A 16,123-nucleotide genomic window follows, 5' to 3' on the forward strand; every position below is an offset into this window, starting at 1 on the left:
GGGGAGGCTCCCTATGGAGGACCGAGTTGCCTTGATCACCGGGGGCGCCCGCGGGATCGGGCGCGCGATCGCGCTGGACCTGGCCTCGCCCCAATGGGCCGTGGCGATCTGCTATCGAACCAGTCAGAAGGAGGCGGAGGAGACCCGGAAGGCCCTCGAGGAGCGCGGCGCCCGCGCGCTCGCGGTGCGCTGCGACGTGTCCGACCCCGCGGCCGCCCGGGCCCTGGTCCAGCAGGTTGAGCAGACCTGGGGCCGGCTGGACGTCCTCATCAACTGCGCCGGGCCCTATCATCGGATCAGCTTGCTGGAGGAGACCCCCGAAGGCTGGACGGAGATGTTCACGAACAACCTCCACCCGGTCTTCTACCTCGCGCAGGCGGTCGCGCCGGGCATGAAGGCCCGCCGCTACGGCCGGATCGTCACGTTCAGCATGGCCAACGCCGACCAGATGGTCGCGCAGCCGGACGTGACCGCACACTACATCGCGAAGGCCGGCATCCTGATCCTGACGCGGACCCTCGCCAAGCTGCTCGCGCCGCACGGGATCACGGTCAACGCGATCTCCCCGGGGTTCATTGATTCGGGCAGCGCCCCGCCGGGAGAACTGGTCGGCGTGGTCAAACGCATCCCCGCCGGCTACGTCGGCGAGGTCACGGACACGGTGGCCGCGGTCCGCTTCCTGCTCTCGGACGAGGCTCGCTACGTGAACGGCACGAACATCCACGTCAGCGGAGGGTGGGGGGTCTGAGAAGGTTGAGGCTTAGGTTAAGGCTCAGGAACTCCCCTCAACCTCAACCTAAGCCTTCTCGAGGGCAGCTTTCAAGAGCGACTCAACCTCGCCCTTTCCCAAACCCCTATCGCAGGGGCCTCGAATTGGCCTCACGCCAAGCTCAGCCGCGCATTTTAGCGAGTCGGCTGGAGCGCAAAGTTAGGCAACTTGCTACACCGCGAGCTTGGACACGCGAAGCTGTTTTCGGCGCTGCTCGACGTGCCACAAATCATACTGGGTCTGCTGGTTGAGCCAGCTCTCAGCCGACGTGCCGAACGCGATGGACAAGCGAACGGCCATCTCGGGACTGATGCCCGCACGGCCATTCAGAATAGCCGACAGGGTCTTTCGGCTGACACCCAGCGCCTGAGCTGCCTGCGTGACACTCACACCAAGTGGGTCGAGGCAAAGGCGCTTGATGATTTCACCGGGGTGGGGGGGATTGTGCATACGCATCGTGACGACCTCGCTAGTGATAATCCTCATAATCCACGGCATCCGCGTCCTTTCCGATAAAGCGAAACGTGACCCGCCAGTTCCCGCTAACCGATACAGCCCAGGTACCCTTGCGGTCACCCTTGAGCGGATGGAGGTCTAACCCTGGGAGGGCCATGTCTCGCGGGGCTGTGGCCGCGTTCAGTCGAGCCAAGATGAGGCGAAGCCGTTCAACGTGCTGGGCCTGGATACCTGATTTGCTGCCTGTCTCGAAGAATCGATGTAAGCCCTTGTGCCTGAACCCGCGGATCACGCGATCGACTGTAACCGATTGGGTTACGGATTGCAAGGCGCCGGAGGATCAAGGCCGAACGGGCCGCAACCAGGTCAGGAAGGACGGGGGGTTCGGATTTCCTCAGCGAGGATTTGGCTCCGCCCGGCTGACTCCTCAGAACGGAGAAACAAGAGCACGGACGGGGCCTTGGATTGTCGGAACCCCCAACCGCGATCGTCTCAGTGTCCACAGCGGCGCAGAAAGTCGAGACATTCTCGGCCCATTCAGCCAGAATTCCCGATCGGGTCTTGGTATCAACGTGTGCCGCAAACGGAAAACGATACGTCGGAGCCATGATGGCACCTAACGCTCCGGTTCAGCGGCGGGCCGCGCAGCGGACCGTCCGCTGCAACCGGCTGTTATGCCGCCTTTGAATCGAGTCCCGTGGCATTCTGGTACCGCCTCAGGCCTCCTTGATCTTCGGCTCGAAACCAAGAGCACGCTGCCAGTCCTCAACAGCCGCGCAGAAGTAGTCCCTGTCGCCGTGTCGTGCTTCATGGACCGCCGCCTCACCGAGAATCTTCTTGAGCAGCTCCTTCTTCAGCCGATCTTCTAGCTGCAAGACCTCTTCGGATTTTAGGTCTTTGATGACGTGGTAAAGCTGGCCTGATTTGATTCCCACACCGTCTTTGCCTCCTGGCAGCGCGCTGGGTACACGTACCCACTTGATCTTCGGATCCTTCAGGGCCGCCCGAAGCTGGTCGGCCATGCGGTCCAAGGCTCCAGCGAGATACTGGGCAAGCCGTCGCGCCTTCACATCGTGGAGCATCGCCTCCTGAGGATCATCCTTGACGTTCTTCTTGTAGAGCGCCTCGAAGTTGCGGGTGATGTCCTATACTTCCTGTAAAAGTGAGTTGAGCAGAAACAACAATGGCGTAAGATTCCTCCGGCGTCTATCAACCCGGGGCCAAGGCCCCAAGCTGAAAGGAGGACTGACGCCATGCGGAAGCGGGGACCACCGAGCGAACAGTTGAAGCAAGCCCTGACGACGATCCTGGAGCACGGTAGCGAGAGCGCGGAGCATCCGTTGGATGAGCTCATCAAATTGGGCGCCCGGTACGTGTGGCCGGTGGCCTCCGAGCACGAAGTGACGGAGTGGTTGGGCCGCGCCCATGATCAGCGGGGCGCCCGGCGGCGGCGCGGCTGGCCGCCCGGATGTGGGTGCGCGGGCTCTCGCAGGCCGATGTGGAGGCGCTGTTCTTGGAGACCGTGGGGGACCGCGTGATCTCCCGCACGGGGGTGAGCGAGCTCAGCCGCCAGTTGCAGGCGGACTTCGAGGCCTGGCCGCGGCGGGATCTGAGTGCTCTGAAGGTCGTCTCTCTGGGCCTGGACGCGATCTATCTAGCCGTGCGGCAGGGGACGGACGAGCAGGAAGGGGTGCTCTGCGCGTACGGGATTCTGGAATCGGGCCAGCAGGTCCTGCTGTCTCTGGCCCTGGGCAGCCGCGAGTCCTCCGACGCCTGGTTGCGCGTCCTGCATGATCTGACCGCGCGCGGCCTGGCGGCGCCGTTGCTGGGAATCTCCGATGGCCCGCCGGGCCTGCGCAAGGCCGGCGGGAGGTGTTCTCCCGGGCGTCCCACCAGCGGTGTCGGGTGCAGAAGATGCGGACCAGCCTGGCCAAGCTGCCGCAGGCCGCACGGGCGTTGCTCAAGCCCCTCATCCGCCAGGTCTTCTGTGCCGCCACCTAGGAGCAAGGTCTGACTCGGGGCCGGGCGCTGATCGCGCGGTGGCGAACCCGCTATCCAGCGGCGATGGCCTGTCTGGAACAGGATCTGGAGGCCTGCCTGGTCTATCTGAAGGTTCCCAAGGAGCATCACAAGAGTCTTCGGACGACGAATCTCCTCGAACGGACGTTCGGGGAAGGACGGCGCCGCACGAAGGTGATTCCGCGGTTCCCGACCGAGCCCGCCTGTCTGACGCTGGTGTTCGCCCCCTGGCTCACGGCGGCACAACGCTGGCGCGGGTTGCGGATGACCTCGCGCCTCCGGCGCGAGTTGGACACGATCCGCCAGGAGCGCGATCCGGTCCAGCGTCAGGTGGCTTGAAGCGGACAGCCGGAGTGATCAGCGCCATGACCACTTCTACAGGAAAAGGCTCTTCAGGCTTTCGTGTGGGTTGGATACAGATCCAGTCCTTCACAATGGAAATAGATCGCGGTCTTGAAATGCTCGCTGTTCCGGAAGCCGCGGGCGGTCTTCTTGACCCACTGGATCGTGGCATTGACCGCTTCCAGCCCCGCGTTGGTGAGCCGATGCCTCAGATACGTCAACACATTCGGAAGATGGCGCCGGATCAGGTGGGCGACGGCGGCCATTGGGCGCAGCCGACTGTGCGTGGCGCGCCAGAACCAGCGGGCAAAGAAGTTCTGCGCGGCACCGGGGGAGGCATCGTCCCAGAACTGGCGGAAGCGCTCCTTGAGGGTCCAGGCCCGGGCCACCGTCCGCTCACTGCGCTGCCGGGTGCGGAAGGTGGCGTGCTGCTCGGCCGTCATGGCCTTGGGCCGCATGAGCCAGAGGGACTTCGTGCCCGTCAGCCGCTCGTCGCCCGCCTGCTTCAGCGCTCGGGGCTCGGCCTTCCGCCCCCGATCCCCGGCCTCATGGACGTGCTTGGCCACGTGGACCTTGTCGAAGACGCTCGTCGTCTCGGCCTCGGGGAGATGGGCGTGGGTGGCCTGGACGTAGGGCGCCCCCATGTCCATGGCGACCGCCTGGATCCCGGCCAGTTGCTCGGGCGTGAGCGTGGCCCAGAACGCGTCCAGGCTCTCCTGCTTGCGGTCGTCGGCCAGGTAGAGGACCCGGCTCCGGTCCCGGTCCGCCACCACCGTGAGGTAGCGATGGCGCTTGGCGAGCGCCTGCTCGTCCACGCCCCAGATGGGCCACGCCCTCCTGCTTCCGCCGGGCCAGCCCGCGTCGGACGGCGCGCTCCTTGATCCCCCAGGCCTCGTCCCACGTGAGGCGCCGCAGCCCCGCCGCGCCCGTTCCCGAACACTCCCGGAGCAAGTCGATGGCCCACCGCTCGAACCAAGCCGTGCATTGGCTCCCCGGCTCGGCCCAGGGCCCCGCGATCTGCTTGACCCCATGGGTCGGACCGCTCACGCGGGGCAGGTCCGCCTGGATCCACGTCGTGACCTGACAGGGACTCCAGATGCCGCCACCGGCGGCGCTTGCGATCAGAGCCCGGGACGGGCTCCTGACACTCGGGGCCGGGAGAGGGACCCGGCCCCGCCTCCACGGTGACGGTCACCGGCTGCCCCGTCACATCCAGTTCCACGTTGGCCACGGTCCAGGGGGCTTGCAGCCCCAGCACAGCTTGAGAGCGTTCAACGTCACGCATCGCTCGGGCCCTCCTTTCGAAGGTCCAAGCAGAGCGCACGCGGAGTCAGTGACCCACACGATTTCCTGAAGAGCCCAGGAAAAAAAGGACTTGACCCCTCTTCATCCATCTCTGCCGGATGTCGCTTGTAGTTGGAAATGATGAATCGCCTGATCCACCCAACATACGCATCCTCGGTTCGATGACTAAAATGTCGAGCACGAATCGCCTGGCGGACCCGGTCCAAGAGCTGGGGAATGGTCGCCACCGCGTGCGGGGTTACCGGCTCATGGGACGGCTCCCGATTGCCGGGGATGTTCACGGAACGGAGTGTGGGCTCCACCTCAACTGGCTCGCCGGCAAAGAGCGTCAGCAGATGGCGCAGCGCCTTATCGTTGTGGGGAACAGACCAGCACTTCTCCCCCTGATGTCAGTGGCGGCCGGCGACCGTCTTCATTTTCGCCACGCGCTCGGGAGCATACGGCACGAGTACGATGAGCCGTCCCGCGCCCCCCGGCTTGATCTGAATCGGGTCCGTTCGCACCGTCGCCCCTTGTGCCCCGTTCACGTCGGGAGCGATCCTGGGCCTGGAACTGCGCGCCCGTCCCAGGTTCTTGCGCGGCTCCGCTTACGCCGAGAAAAGTAAACTGAATGCCAGAACGGGAGATGTGACCAGATTGGTCAGATGCGGCGCTCAATCGCACACGACGTGATGAAGAAGAGGAACGGATGAAGAACACCTGGGCGGCAAGCCCAGCCCTTCCTCCGCCCGCCGCCAACCGCCTTAGCCCATCTTGTCGCCGAAGGCAGCTTTCAAGAGCGGCTCGATCTCGCCCTTCTTCTCCATCGGGTCGAGGATGTCGGTATCCCCGTAGAATTGGCCGTTGATGAAGACCTTGGGCAGCGTCGGCCAGTTGGTCAGCCGGGTCAGCGCCTCGCGCTTGGCCGGGTTGTTGAGCACGTCGATCACTTCGTAGGGATACCCGTACTTGTCGAAGAACTGCATGGTCTCGCGGGTGAACCCGCACATGGGCATCTGTTTGGTGCCCTTCCCGTAAATCAGGATCTTGTGGGTCTTGATCTCCCGCTGGATTTCCTCATCGATCGGGTCCGCCATGGTCCGGCCTCCTTCTTCCCCATCACTCATCATGCGCCCTCGCCCGGGGCAACCGCCGTCAACTCCAGCGCATGGATCCGCCCGTCCTTCATCGGCTCATCGAGCGCCTGGTAGATCATTCGGTGCCGGTCGAGCAGGGTCTTGCCCTTGAAGAGCTCCGAGACCACCCGCACCGCGAGGTGGTCCATCGTCCCGGTCCGGTCCGCGACCGAGACCTGGGCGTCCGGGATCGCCTTGCGAATGTAGTCAGTCACGGCTTGAGCAGTGATCACAGCCCCCTCGTCGGATGAGACGGGCCATTAGGATAACGCAGTCTCTCCACACGATTCAACGTGGGGAAAGATCCCGAAATGAGCCTTTGAGTCACTTGCCCCATCATGGCATGCTGCGATTCCCCGGCAGGAAGGAGGACCGGCCATGGCCCAGTTTCCAAAGTGGCAGAAAGTCCGCTATGAGAGGGCACCGGCTCCGGCTACAAGGGCCGCCTCGCCATCGCCCGCCACGAAGACTTCGCCGCCAAGGCCTCGCCTGCGAGGCTGAAGAAGATGTCGCAGTTTGCGGTGGACCGGTTCGCGTACCCCTACGATGACGAGGAAATCGCCCGCATCACCGCCCGCATCGTGGGGAGCGCCCTCGGATTCAGAAGAGCGAGATCAAGCGGGATCAGGAATACATCCGCTCGGAGTACGTGTTCGAATGCTATAAACGCCTCGGCATTGACATCCCCTATGATAAGCGCGGGTTCGTCACGCCCGCCGATTTTGCGCGCGACGAAAAGGTCTCCTTGCTCTGGGAACTCCACGTCAGCCGGGAAGCCTAGCGCGCTACCGGAACGTGCCTTCGAGGTCCCGGTCCAGGGTGAACACGAGCACCCGCTCGCCGACCTGAGTGTCAATGTCCGTGAAGAGCGCAGTCACCTCCGAGCCGGTGATGTCGCGCAGGTGCTCGCAGAGCTTGTCCCGTCCCTGCGCAATCAAGGTCTGACGCAGCCGCTTGACCATTTCCACACCCTCGGGCGTCTTGGCGAGCTGCCGCTCCGCCGCTGTCAGCACGCCCTTCAGCCGGATGAGCACCATATCGCGCACGATGAACGCTCGGACATCGTCGGGGCCGCGGCCCATGAACTCCTGCTCGAACTTGATGACGGCGTTGCGAATGGCTGCTTCGACCTCACCGCGGGTGCGCCCTTCCCTCATCGGATATTCCCTCCAGCAGAGTGGCGCGCCATTATAGGAGTGGCCACAGGCCTCAGACAATCACTTTTGGACGGCCAGAACGACCCGCTGATGGACCTTTCGGCTCATAGGCGAGATGGGCCGAACGCGGCAAGCAATATTCGGATTGCACCGGCGGGCGGTGCCGCGGCCTTGGCGGTCGTGGCGTCGGCCGGCGGCTCGCCGAAGCCACGATCACGCGCGCCCGCGGCATGGGGTACGCCCGACTGGTCCTGGACACCCTCCCCAGCATGACCGAGGACTCAGACGCTCTACGAGTCCCTGGGGTTCCGGGAGACCACCGCGTACTATCCGAACCCCCTGGCCGGTGCCCGGTACCTGTTGCGCGAGCTGGCGGCCCCGTGAATAATGGGCTGAAGATCTCGCCGCTGCCCAGGCCGCTTGCCCAGCAGCAACCAGAGCAAGAGGAAGAGGGTTCCGTCATTGTCGCCGCTGAAGCTGCTCCGTCTCGCCCTCGCCGCCTGCCTCCTGTGGGGCGGGCTGCCGACCGCCGCGCTCCCCGAGACTCTCACGATCCTGCACTCCAGCGAGCACCACGGCGCGGCGCTGCCCTTCGGCCCCCGGGGCCAGCCGAAGGTCGGCGGCCTGGCGCGCCGCGCGACGCTGGTCGAGGCCGTCCGGCACCAAGCGGACGCGGTCCTGCTGGTGGATTCCGGGGACATCCTGATCGGCACCGCACTCTCGTCGTTCTTCCGCGGCGAGCCGGATATCCAGGCCATGAACCTCATGCGCTACCAGGCGATGGCTGCGGGCAACCACGACTTCGACTTCGGCCTGGACCACTTGCGCCGCCTGCAAGAATGGGCCACGTTTCCGATCCTCTGCTCGAACGTCGGTGGAAAGACCACCGCGCTGCCGTGCAAGGCGTTCGCGGTCGTGCGGGCCGGCCCATTCACGGTCGGGGTGATTGGGCTGCTCGGGCGCAGCAATTTCCCGGACACGTTCAACCGCGAGGTCGTCAAGCTGCTCGAGTTCCGCGACCCGGTTGACACCGTCCGGCGGCTGGCCGGAATCCTCAGGGTCGAGCACAAGGCCGACCTCGTCATCGCGATCACGCACCAGGGCACGGAGGAGGACCGGGCGCTCCTAACGCAGGCGCCGGAACTCGCCGCGATCATCGGCGGCCATACGGAGGGGTTCGACGGCCTGCTCACCGCCGGGGCCGCTGCCCCGGCGGCGGACGCGACCCGTCCGGGCCCGGTGCTCGTCAAGACTCACCGGCAGGGCCGGACCCTGGGCCGGCTGGATCTCACGCTCGAGCGGCAGGCGGCAGGCGGGGAAGGCGGAGCAGCCAGATGGACGGTCGCGCGCGCCGTCGCAACGAATCTGCCGGTGACGCCCGAGGTCGAGCCGCATCCCCAGGTCAGGGCGCTCCTGGACAATTTCGCGAAGCGGCTGGACGCGCTCGCCGGAACAGTCGTCGGCAAGGCAGCGGTTCGCCTGGAGGGCGCAAGCCCCGAGGTCCGGACGAAGGAGACCAATCTGGGCAACCTCCTGGCCGACCTCTTGCGGGCGGAGTACGGCACGGACGTGGCGCTCGTGAACGGCGGGCAGATCCGGGACAGCATCCCCGCCGGTCCCGTGGAGGCCAAGCACGTGCTGCAGGTGCTCCCCTTCGATTCGCCCGCCGTGACCTTCTCGATCACCGGCGAGCAGCTCCGCCTGGCCCTGGAGCACAGCGTCGCCCAGCTTCCCAAGGCCGACGGCCGCTTCCTCCAGGTGTCCGGCCTGGCCGTCACCTACGACCTCACGCAGCCGCCCGGCGCACGGGCGCGTGTGGTCACGGTCAGGGGGCGCCCGCTGGAGCCGACGCGGCGGTACACGGTCGCGACGGACGCCTTTCTGGCCGACGGAGGGGACGGGTTCACGATGTTCGCGGACGCGCGCGACCGGATCGAGCGGCAGACCCCTCTGCGAGACTTGCTCTTGAACGCGCTCCGCACGCGGCCGCTGAATGCGGCGATAGACGGGCGAATCCGGTTCACCGGTCAGTGAAGCAGCTCTTCGAACCGGGCGGTGAAATGCCGCAGGACGGGCGCTTCGTAGACCATCTTGAGCCCGCGGATCTCGTCCCGGCGGCGGAAGAGGTCCACGATGGATTCCGCGACATAGGTGATCTGCATGTTGGTGTAGACCCGGCGGGGGATCGCCAGCCGGACCAGCTCCAGCTCCGGATGGATCGTCCGGCCGGTCACCGGATCCTTCTTCCCGAACATCACGGTCCCGATCTCCACCCCGCGGATCCCGTGCTCCCGGTACAGGGCCACGGCCAGCGCCTGCGCGGGGAAGGCCTCGGGGGGAATGTGGGAAAGAAATTCCTTTGCGTTCAGATAGACCGCGTGGCCGCCCACCGGCTTGAGGATCGGGACCCCCGCCTGGTCAAGCAGCTCGCCCAGGTACCGGACCTGGCTGATTCGGAACCGCAGGTACTCCTCGTCCAGCACCTCCTGGAGCCCGCGCGCCATGGCCTCCAGGTCCCGGCCCGCCAACCCGCCGTAGGTCGGGAAGCCCTCGACGAGGATCAGCATGTTGGTGATCTCCTGCGCCCACTGCTCGTTGTTCAGGCTCAAGAAGCCGCCGATGTTGACCAATCCGTCCTTCTTCGCCGACATGGTGCAGCCGTCCCCGTAGCTGAACAGCTCGCGGGCGATCTCCAGGATGGAGGCCCGCTCGTAGCCCGGCTCGCGCTCCTTGATGAAGAAGCAATTCTCCGCGAACCGGCAGGCGTCGAAGAAGAGGGGGATGCCGTACCGGTTCAGCAGCGCCCGGGTCTGCCGGATATTATCCATCGAGACCGGCTGGCCGCCGCCGCTGTTGTTCGTGATCGTAATCATGGCCAGCGGGATCCGCTCCCGCCCCACCCGGACGATGGTCTCCTCCAGCTTGACCAGGTCCATGTTCCCCTTGAAGGGCAGCTCGCAGCGCGGGTCATAGGCCTCCTTGACGACCAGGTCGAGCGCCTGCGCGCCCTGATGCTCCACGTTGGCCCGGGTCGTGTCGAAGTGGATGTTGTTGGGGACGACCATGCCTGGCTTGACGACGGTCGAGAACAGCAGGTTTTCCGCCATCCGGCCCTGGTGGGTCGGAATCACGACCCGGTAGCCGAAGATGGACCGGACGGTCTCCTCGAAATGGAAGAAGTTCCGGCTCCCCGCATAGGACTCGTCCCCCAGCATCAGGCCGGCCCACTGGTTGTCGCTCATCGCAGCGGTGCCGCTGTCTGTCAGGAGATCCACATACACGCTCTCGGCCGGCACCTTGAACAGGTTGAAGCCGGCCTCCCGGAGCAGCCGGTCGCGCTCCTCCCTGCTGGTCCGCTTGATGGGCTCGACGACCTTGATCTTGAAGGGTTCCGACGGGAATCTCACGGGGAGCTCCTTAGAAATCGGGCCAACTGCGCTTTAAACGGCTTCGCGCCGTCGTACTCGAATACGTACCGGGTCATGTCGAAGAGGGGGGCCGGGTCCAGTTCTCGGATCAGCTCGGGCTTCCAGGTGATCTGCAACTGGTTGATCATCGTAATGGGGGTCGGCTTGCCGACCACGCCCAGCGGCACCTGGCCGTAGGAGCGGGAGAAGATGAGGATCTCGCCGTCGAACATCGCGGCGTTGATGTCCTGCGCGGCGCCGTGCTTTTTGAAGTCCTCGGCCAGCCGCTGGAAGGTCGGCGAGCGCCCCAGCTCCTCCCGGAACGCATAGTAGATCTTGATCCCCGCCCGGTGCTGATCGTCCATGACCTGGATCGCGTCGGCCACCTGAGCCGGCTGCTGCATCTGCGCCCGCGCGAGGATCAGCAGGCGCCGGATCGCCACGTTGCGGCGGGCCGCCGCTTGGTTGGCGAGCAGGTAGTTCGGATAGAGCGCCTCGCCCTTCTTCCAGATGTTCCAGCGCTCCATGATCGCGTCCACGGTCCGCTCCGCGGACTCCATCAGACGCACCGCCTCGGCGCTCGCGGCGGCGCCCTCGTAGACCAGGCTCTGGGACTCGAGCTGGCGCAGCTCCCGGCCGATGGCCTCGACCTTGCGAGGGATGTAGCGGGGGCTCTGGGGGACGTGGAGCATCACGTCCACAGCGGTGAGGGCGACGGTCCAGTACTCCTTGGCGGCGGGCGGGGCCTTGTCCTTCTGGGCGACGAGGAGCAGCTCCACAGGATTCCGGTCCAACAGCTTGGCGATCCGGATGCAGACTTCCGGCTTGGGGACCTTGCGCCCGCGCCGCATCAGGTTGGCTTCCGGCTGAGCGATCCCCAGCTTGGCCGCCAGCGCATAGTCGCTGGGCAAGCGGTAGCGCCGCTTGACCTCCTCGACATAGTGGGCGATCTCAAACAAGCGGAGCCTCGATGGGCGAGTTTCGTATGGGTGACGGCTAGCCCGCGAGGGCGGTGGGGCGGCGGGCTTCCAGCCCCATCCAGAATCCTTCGAGATAATCCAGCACTGCCCGGACGCCGCGGTGGAACTGCTCGCGCTCCTCACCCGACAGGCGGCCGCCGGCCTCCCCGCCGTCCACGGCCACCACCGCCTTCTGCATCGCATCCTCGTGTGTCGCTTCCAGCTCGCGATGGTACGTGAAGTAGGTCATGTCCATGCAGGGGTAGCGCGCGTCGCGGAGCTTCTTCAATCCTGGGATGAGATGGTCCCACATGGTGATGGCCATGTTCTCCAGCCCGAAGGATGCGCCCAACGCCAGATGGTGGTTCCCGCTGCTGTAGAGCTGCTCCATGCCCTCGATATAGGCGCGCGTGGAGGGAAGCATGGGCCGGGTCATGGCCTCGTGCACGTCAATCCCGATGGACCGCAAGAAGTCGCGATAGAGCAGCTCGTGGCGGTTTCTGGCCCGCCCTTCCCCCAATTCCGAGTAGAGCACCCGCGTCAGCTCTTCCGCCACGGTCTCATCCTCCGTATTGACGAGCTGCGACACCAGGATCTTGGGGAAGAACCGCGCGAAGTTGTAGAACTCGACGGCGAACTCCCGGAATTCCTCGTCGGTCAGCTCACCGGTCCGAAAGCGGTCCAGATACGGATTATTGATGGCCCCGTGCCGGAGGACGAACGCCCGCATTTCCTGATAGAACGACATGGCCGACCTCCCCGCCCCCGCGCGACTCGCACCGCGCACCTTGTAGCCCTTGATAGCGCCTATGATATAACTTTCTTATGATAACTGCAACAATTTTCTTGCATTCCCGGCCATCAGGGCGGGAAGCCGTCCGATTGATGGACTGAACACGATTTTATATCAATTAGTTATGTGAAACTCATGATCATAAAAAATTTTTATTGCACAATGCACTATCTCTGTTATACTGGGACATATTGCTTCAGCGAGTCCGATGCACACCGCTTCGACGAACCATGGCCGGATCCAGGAGGTCGCATCATGAGCGCTGCGATGGGGATTGATCACATTACCCTCCTCGTGAAAAATCTCGCCGCTGCGGAGTATCTCTTTACCAAGATCCTCGGATTCGACGTCGTCTGGTCGGCGTTCGGCGTCGGCACCGAGAAGTCCTGCATGGACACCGTCGTCGTCCAACGGGGCAGCGCCAAGATCGCGCTCATCCAGGGCCGGGACAAAATGGTCAAGTCTCAAATCACCGAGTTCATCGAGCGGTACGGGCAAGGCGTGCAGCACGTGGCAATTGAAGTGGACGACATTGAAGCCGTCTGCCGCGAGTGGGAGGCCAGGGGGGTCCGGTTCAGCGGGCCGCTCAAAGAGGGACGGGACGGCTTCGGCCCGCTCAAACAGCGGTTTACCTATCCGCTGTTCCCCGACAGCGGGGTGTTCCTGGAGCTGACGCAACGCCAGCACGGGGGTGAGCAATCCAAGACCTTCGTGCGCGAGACGGTCGAGGCCCTTTACAAAGACATCGAACGGGATCAAATTCAGGGGGTCCAGCAGACCATCATTGATTACGAGGCGATCCTGGCCGAAGACCAGCGGTTCCAGCGGGCTTCATAGGGCAACGACGAGCGCTCAGCGACGAGCCTTGAACGCCGCGGTCAAGAGGGATCACGGGGAGGGACGCGATGTATCTCCTAAAGCGAGGGCAGGCCCCGGCCCAGGCCCATGTGGCCATTCCCGAGGGCCTCTGCGAAGAAGAGCACGGCCGCCGCGGGTTTTCCGGACCGTCATCGCACCTCTACAGGCGACACCCCCCCACCAGGTGGGTGCGAATTGACGGTCCCCTGCGGCCCCGTGCGTTCGCCTGCGCGGCCCTCCCCGCCCCCGACGAGCGGGCGGCGGACGCCCTACCCGTCGAGATCCTCCGCAGCCCGGACGCGCGCGTCTTCCTGTCCCGCCGCGCGGAGACCATGCCGTACCTGTTCCGGAACGCCGATGGCGACGAGGTCCAGTTTGTGCACCGCGGCCGGGGTCGGTTCGAGACCGACTACGGAATCCTCCCCTACGAGCCGGGCGACTACCTCGTGCTCCCCAAGGGGACGACCTACCGCGTCGTCGTGGAGGCGGGGCCGTCGCTGTTCTTGATCGTGGAGACGCCCGAGCCTATCGAGCTGCCGGACCGCGGCCTGCTCGGCCACCATGCCCTGTTCGACCGCGGCGTGCTCGCGGCCCCCGAGCTGGACGCTCACCCGTGGACAGAACGGGACGGGCGCGAGTGGGAAGTTCGTATCAAGCGGAACGACGAGGTCACCCGGGTCGTCTATCCCTTCTGGCCGCTGGACGTGGTGGCCTGGAAGGGTGACTTGTGGGCGGCCAAGCTGAACGTGCGGGACTTCAGGCCGGTCACGAGCCCGCGCTACCATCTGCCGCCCAGCGTGCACACGACGTTCCAGGCCGGTGGGCTGCTCGTCTCCACCTTCGCGCCCCGCCCGCTGGAGAGCGATCCGCAAGCGCTGCGCGTGCCGTTCTATCACCGGAACATGGACTACGACGAGGTGCTCTTCTACCACGCGGGAAGTTTCTTCAGCCGCGCGGGCATCCAGGCAGGGATGCTGACGCTGCACCCGCAGGGCATCCATCACGGTCCGCAGCCACAGGCCGTGGAGGCCAGCAAGAGCAAAACGCAGACGGACGAAGTGGCAGTGCTGATCGAGTCCCGGCGGCCCTTCGCCGTGCTCCCGGCGCTCGAGCCGGCCGAGGTCAAAGACTATGCGATGAGCTGGAGCTGAGTGGGCCGCCATGAAGCTGGTCAGCTTTGAGATCCGAACCCCGGTCGGCCGGTTCGTCCGGACCGGCGCCCTCCATCAGCACCGGATCGTGGACCTGAACATGGCTTACGCGCGGCTTCTGGCCGATTGCCAGGAGCCGCAGCCGCACCGGCTCGCGAACTGCACCGTGCCCTCGTCCATGCTGGCGCTGCTCGAGGGCGGAGACTCCGCCATGCGTGCCGCGCGCGAGGCGCTCGACTACGCGATCCGCTGCGGCGAGGGAATCGAGGGACCGGACGGCGAGACGATCTTCTACGAGCCGGACCGCGTGCGGCTCCGGGCGCCGTTGCCGAACCCGCCCTCGCTGCGCGACTTCATCGCGTTCGAGGCGCACATCGCCGCCACCTCGAAAAAACGGGGCCAGCCGATCCCGCCGGAGTGGTACAAGGCCCCGGTCTATTACAAGGGGAACCCCCGCACGATCATCGGGCCGGACGAGGATCTGCCCTGGCCGCTGGAGACGACAAAGCTGGATTACGAGCTGGAACTGGCCTGCGTCATCGGCCGCCAGGGGATCAACGTAACGGAGCGGGACGCCCCGGCCTACATCGCGGGCTACACGATCATGAACGACTTCAGCGCCCGCGACGTCCAGTTCGAGGAGATGGCCTGTCGGCTGGGCCCCGCGAAAGGAAAGGACTTCGCCACGGCCATCGGCCCTTGCCTGGTCACGCCCGACGAGATCCCGGACCTCGCCGCACTGCGGATGGTCGCACGGGTCAACGGGGAGGTCTGGTCGGAGGGCCGCTTCGGGACCATTCACTGGACGTTTCCCCAGATGATCGCGCGGGTCTCCCGCGACGAGGCGATCTACCCCGGCGAGCTGTTCGGCTCCGGCACCGTCGGTGGCGGCTGCGGGCTGGAGCTGGACCGGTTCCTCAGCCCGGGGGACGTGGTCGAGCTGGAGATCCAGCCGATCGGGATCTTAAGGAATCGGGTGGTACAGCAAGAGAGGAAATCATGACTGTTCAGGCCACACACAACGCCGCTTTGACCCAACTGATCGAGCACCATCGCCGACTCTACGACGGCCCGGCGGTCGAGCCCAAGCTCAAAGGCATCATCCGCGACGCGCCGCAATCCAAACTCTCGGATTGGGACGTGCACCGGATCCTGCGCAGCTCGCGCTCAGTGTTCTTCGACGCGCACGTGGAGGTCGTCTCCGGCCACCATACGGCGACCTATCTGCGGTTCGAATCCATCACGCGGTTCCCGCAACTCGTCACGCTGATCGCGCGCGACATGGCCGACTGGCTCCGCCAGCACTACGAGAAGGACCCCCTGGTCGGCCTGGTGGCACCCGCGTCGGGCGCCCACGTCCTCGCCGAGCGCGTGGCGGACCTGCTCCATCAGAGGATGCGCCTACGGATCGTCCTGACGCCCTACAACCCCGAGACCGGCCGGATCGGGACCGAGATCGCTACCGGCGCCATCCGGACCGGCGAGCGGTTCGTCGTGCTCAACGACGTCACGACACGCGGCAACTGCGTGAGCAAGCTGGGCCAGGTCGTCACCGACCACGGCGGCATCCTAGCCGGCATGCTGGTCTTCGCCCGCCGCGACAGCGGGCAGTTCCCGCTGGTGGACGAGCTGGCGTCCACCTACCCGTTCTACTACACGGCGGACCTGGACATGCCGCAGTGGGAGCCGGCCCAGTGCCCGCTCTGCCGCGCCGGACAGCCGCTCCTGTCGTGGAAGGACATACCGGAATTCTGAGGGGCGGTGGCGATCAGCCTCTGCCGATCGCTAGCTC

General features: G+C 65.4%; 21 protein-coding genes and 1 pseudogene. 9 read left to right on the forward strand and 13 right to left on the reverse strand.

Going from position 1 to position 16,123, the window contains the following annotated elements:
* The first annotated feature begins 13 nt into the window (after positions 1–13).
* A complete protein-coding gene (locus tag ACWHYQ_RS03725; protein ID WP_447974403.1) occupies positions 14–748 on the forward strand; it encodes an SDR family NAD(P)-dependent oxidoreductase in 735 nt (244 codons plus the stop codon).
* A gap of 192 nt (positions 749–940) precedes the next feature.
* On the opposite strand, the gene ACWHYQ_RS03730 is transcribed toward ACWHYQ_RS03725, so the two are convergent.
* The 3 genes from ACWHYQ_RS03730 to ACWHYQ_RS03740 form a co-directional block, all read right to left on the reverse strand.
* On the reverse strand, positions 941–1,225 hold the full coding sequence (locus ACWHYQ_RS03730) for a HigA family addiction module antitoxin (protein WP_447974404.1): 285 nt from the start codon (positions 1,223–1,225) through the stop codon (positions 941–943).
* A 13-nt stretch (positions 1,226–1,238) separates the two neighbouring features.
* Positions 1,239–1,517 carry a type II toxin-antitoxin system RelE/ParE family toxin gene (locus ACWHYQ_RS03735; protein ID WP_447974405.1) on the reverse strand — a complete coding sequence of 93 codons (279 nt, stop codon included), beginning with the start codon at positions 1,515–1,517 and terminating at the stop codon, positions 1,239–1,241.
* Positions 1,518–1,941: 424 nt separating this feature from the next.
* Positions 1,942–2,307 carry a hypothetical protein gene (locus ACWHYQ_RS03740; protein ID WP_447974406.1) on the reverse strand — a complete coding sequence of 122 codons (366 nt, stop codon included), beginning with the start codon at positions 2,305–2,307 and terminating at the stop codon, positions 1,942–1,944.
* 386 nt (positions 2,308–2,693) lie between these two features.
* Here ACWHYQ_RS03740 and ACWHYQ_RS03745 point away from each other — a divergent pair, with 386 nt between their 5' ends.
* Positions 2,694–3,239, forward strand: a complete 546-nt coding sequence (locus ACWHYQ_RS03745; protein ID WP_447974407.1) for a transposase — start codon at positions 2,694–2,696, stop codon at positions 3,237–3,239.
* 17 nt (positions 3,240–3,256) lie between these two features.
* Positions 3,257–3,583, forward strand: coding sequence for a transposase (locus ACWHYQ_RS03750; RefSeq protein ID WP_447975516.1), 327 nt, complete (start codon positions 3,257–3,259; stop codon positions 3,581–3,583).
* 53 nt (positions 3,584–3,636) lie between these two features.
* On the opposite strand, the gene ACWHYQ_RS03755 is transcribed toward ACWHYQ_RS03750, so the two are convergent.
* From ACWHYQ_RS03755 to ACWHYQ_RS03780, 6 genes and pseudogenes are all read right to left on the reverse strand, one after another.
* A complete protein-coding gene (locus tag ACWHYQ_RS03755; RefSeq protein WP_447974408.1) occupies positions 3,637–4,401 on the reverse strand; it encodes an ISL3 family transposase in 765 nt (254 codons plus the stop codon).
* 76 nt (positions 4,402–4,477) lie between these two features.
* Positions 4,478–4,633 (reverse strand): annotated as a pseudogene (locus ACWHYQ_RS03760) (transposase family protein); the annotation flags it as partial.
* Positions 4,634–4,863: 230 nt separating this feature from the next.
* Positions 4,864–5,193: a phage integrase N-terminal SAM-like domain-containing protein gene (locus tag ACWHYQ_RS03765; RefSeq protein ID WP_447974409.1), complete on the reverse strand. Its 330-nt coding sequence runs from the start codon at positions 5,191–5,193 to the stop codon at positions 4,864–4,866.
* Positions 5,194–5,280: 87 nt separating this feature from the next.
* On the reverse strand, positions 5,281–5,418 hold the full coding sequence (locus ACWHYQ_RS03770) for a hypothetical protein (protein ID WP_447974410.1): 138 nt from the start codon (positions 5,416–5,418) through the stop codon (positions 5,281–5,283).
* 216 nt (positions 5,419–5,634) lie between these two features.
* The gene (locus ACWHYQ_RS03775) at positions 5,635–5,967 is read right to left on the reverse strand and encodes a glutaredoxin family protein (protein ID WP_447974411.1); all 333 of its coding nucleotides are present in this window, start codon (positions 5,965–5,967) and stop codon (positions 5,635–5,637) included.
* Between the two features lie 29 nt (positions 5,968–5,996).
* Positions 5,997–6,239, reverse strand: coding sequence for a BolA/IbaG family iron-sulfur metabolism protein (locus tag ACWHYQ_RS03780; RefSeq protein WP_447974412.1), 243 nt, complete (start codon positions 6,237–6,239; stop codon positions 5,997–5,999).
* A gap of 416 nt (positions 6,240–6,655) precedes the next feature.
* Between ACWHYQ_RS03780 and ACWHYQ_RS03785 the strand changes: the two genes are divergently transcribed.
* Positions 6,656–6,787, forward strand: coding sequence for a hypothetical protein (locus ACWHYQ_RS03785; protein ID WP_447974413.1), 132 nt, complete (start codon positions 6,656–6,658; stop codon positions 6,785–6,787).
* Between the two features lie 4 nt (positions 6,788–6,791).
* On the opposite strand, the gene ACWHYQ_RS03790 is transcribed toward ACWHYQ_RS03785, so the two are convergent.
* Positions 6,792–7,163, reverse strand: a complete 372-nt coding sequence (locus ACWHYQ_RS03790; RefSeq protein WP_447974414.1) for a DUF2294 domain-containing protein — start codon at positions 7,161–7,163, stop codon at positions 6,792–6,794.
* A 462-nt stretch (positions 7,164–7,625) separates the two neighbouring features.
* On the opposite strand from ACWHYQ_RS03790, the gene ACWHYQ_RS03795 reads away from it, so the two are divergent.
* Positions 7,626–9,197, forward strand: a complete 1,572-nt coding sequence (locus ACWHYQ_RS03795; protein ID WP_447974415.1) for a bifunctional metallophosphatase/5'-nucleotidase — start codon at positions 7,626–7,628, stop codon at positions 9,195–9,197.
* Here ACWHYQ_RS03795 and ACWHYQ_RS03800 read toward each other — a convergent pair.
* Genes ACWHYQ_RS03800 through ACWHYQ_RS03810 form a run of 3 tightly spaced genes read right to left on the reverse strand, consistent with a single transcriptional unit; the run spans position 9,191 to position 12,277 of the window.
* On the reverse strand, positions 9,191–10,570 hold the full coding sequence (locus tag ACWHYQ_RS03800) for a tryptophanase (protein WP_447974416.1): 1,380 nt from the start codon (positions 10,568–10,570) through the stop codon (positions 9,191–9,193). The genes ACWHYQ_RS03795 and ACWHYQ_RS03800 overlap by 7 nt on opposite strands.
* Positions 10,567–11,529, reverse strand: a complete 963-nt coding sequence (locus ACWHYQ_RS03805; RefSeq protein ID WP_447974417.1) for a helix-turn-helix domain-containing protein — start codon at positions 11,527–11,529, stop codon at positions 10,567–10,569. Before ACWHYQ_RS03805 ends, ACWHYQ_RS03800 begins: the two co-directional genes overlap by 4 nt.
* Before the next feature lie 37 nt (positions 11,530–11,566).
* Entirely contained in the window at positions 11,567–12,277 is a 711-nt protein-coding gene (locus ACWHYQ_RS03810; RefSeq protein ID WP_447974418.1) for a TenA family transcriptional regulator, read from the reverse strand.
* 300 nt (positions 12,278–12,577) lie between these two features.
* Here ACWHYQ_RS03810 and ACWHYQ_RS03815 point away from each other — a divergent pair, with 300 nt between their 5' ends.
* The 4 genes from ACWHYQ_RS03815 to ACWHYQ_RS03830 all read left to right on the forward strand — a co-directional run bounded on the left by ACWHYQ_RS03815 (position 12,578) and on the right by ACWHYQ_RS03830 (position 16,086).
* Positions 12,578–13,159: a VOC family protein gene (locus tag ACWHYQ_RS03815; protein ID WP_447974419.1), complete on the forward strand. Its 582-nt coding sequence runs from the start codon at positions 12,578–12,580 to the stop codon at positions 13,157–13,159.
* Between the two features lie 68 nt (positions 13,160–13,227).
* Positions 13,228–14,331, forward strand: coding sequence for a homogentisate 1,2-dioxygenase (locus ACWHYQ_RS03820; RefSeq protein WP_447974420.1), 1,104 nt, complete (start codon positions 13,228–13,230; stop codon positions 14,329–14,331).
* 10 nt (positions 14,332–14,341) lie between these two features.
* Positions 14,342–15,334: a fumarylacetoacetate hydrolase family protein gene (locus tag ACWHYQ_RS03825; RefSeq protein ID WP_447974421.1), complete on the forward strand. Its 993-nt coding sequence runs from the start codon at positions 14,342–14,344 to the stop codon at positions 15,332–15,334.
* Complete coding sequence (locus ACWHYQ_RS03830) at positions 15,331–16,086, forward strand: hypothetical protein (RefSeq protein ID WP_447974422.1); 756 nt, start codon at positions 15,331–15,333, stop codon at positions 16,084–16,086. The genes ACWHYQ_RS03825 and ACWHYQ_RS03830 overlap by 4 nt, the downstream gene beginning before the upstream one ends.
* Positions 16,087–16,123: the final 37 nt, after the last annotated feature.

It is taken from the genome of Nitrospira sp. Kam-Ns4a (assembly GCF_965152595.1).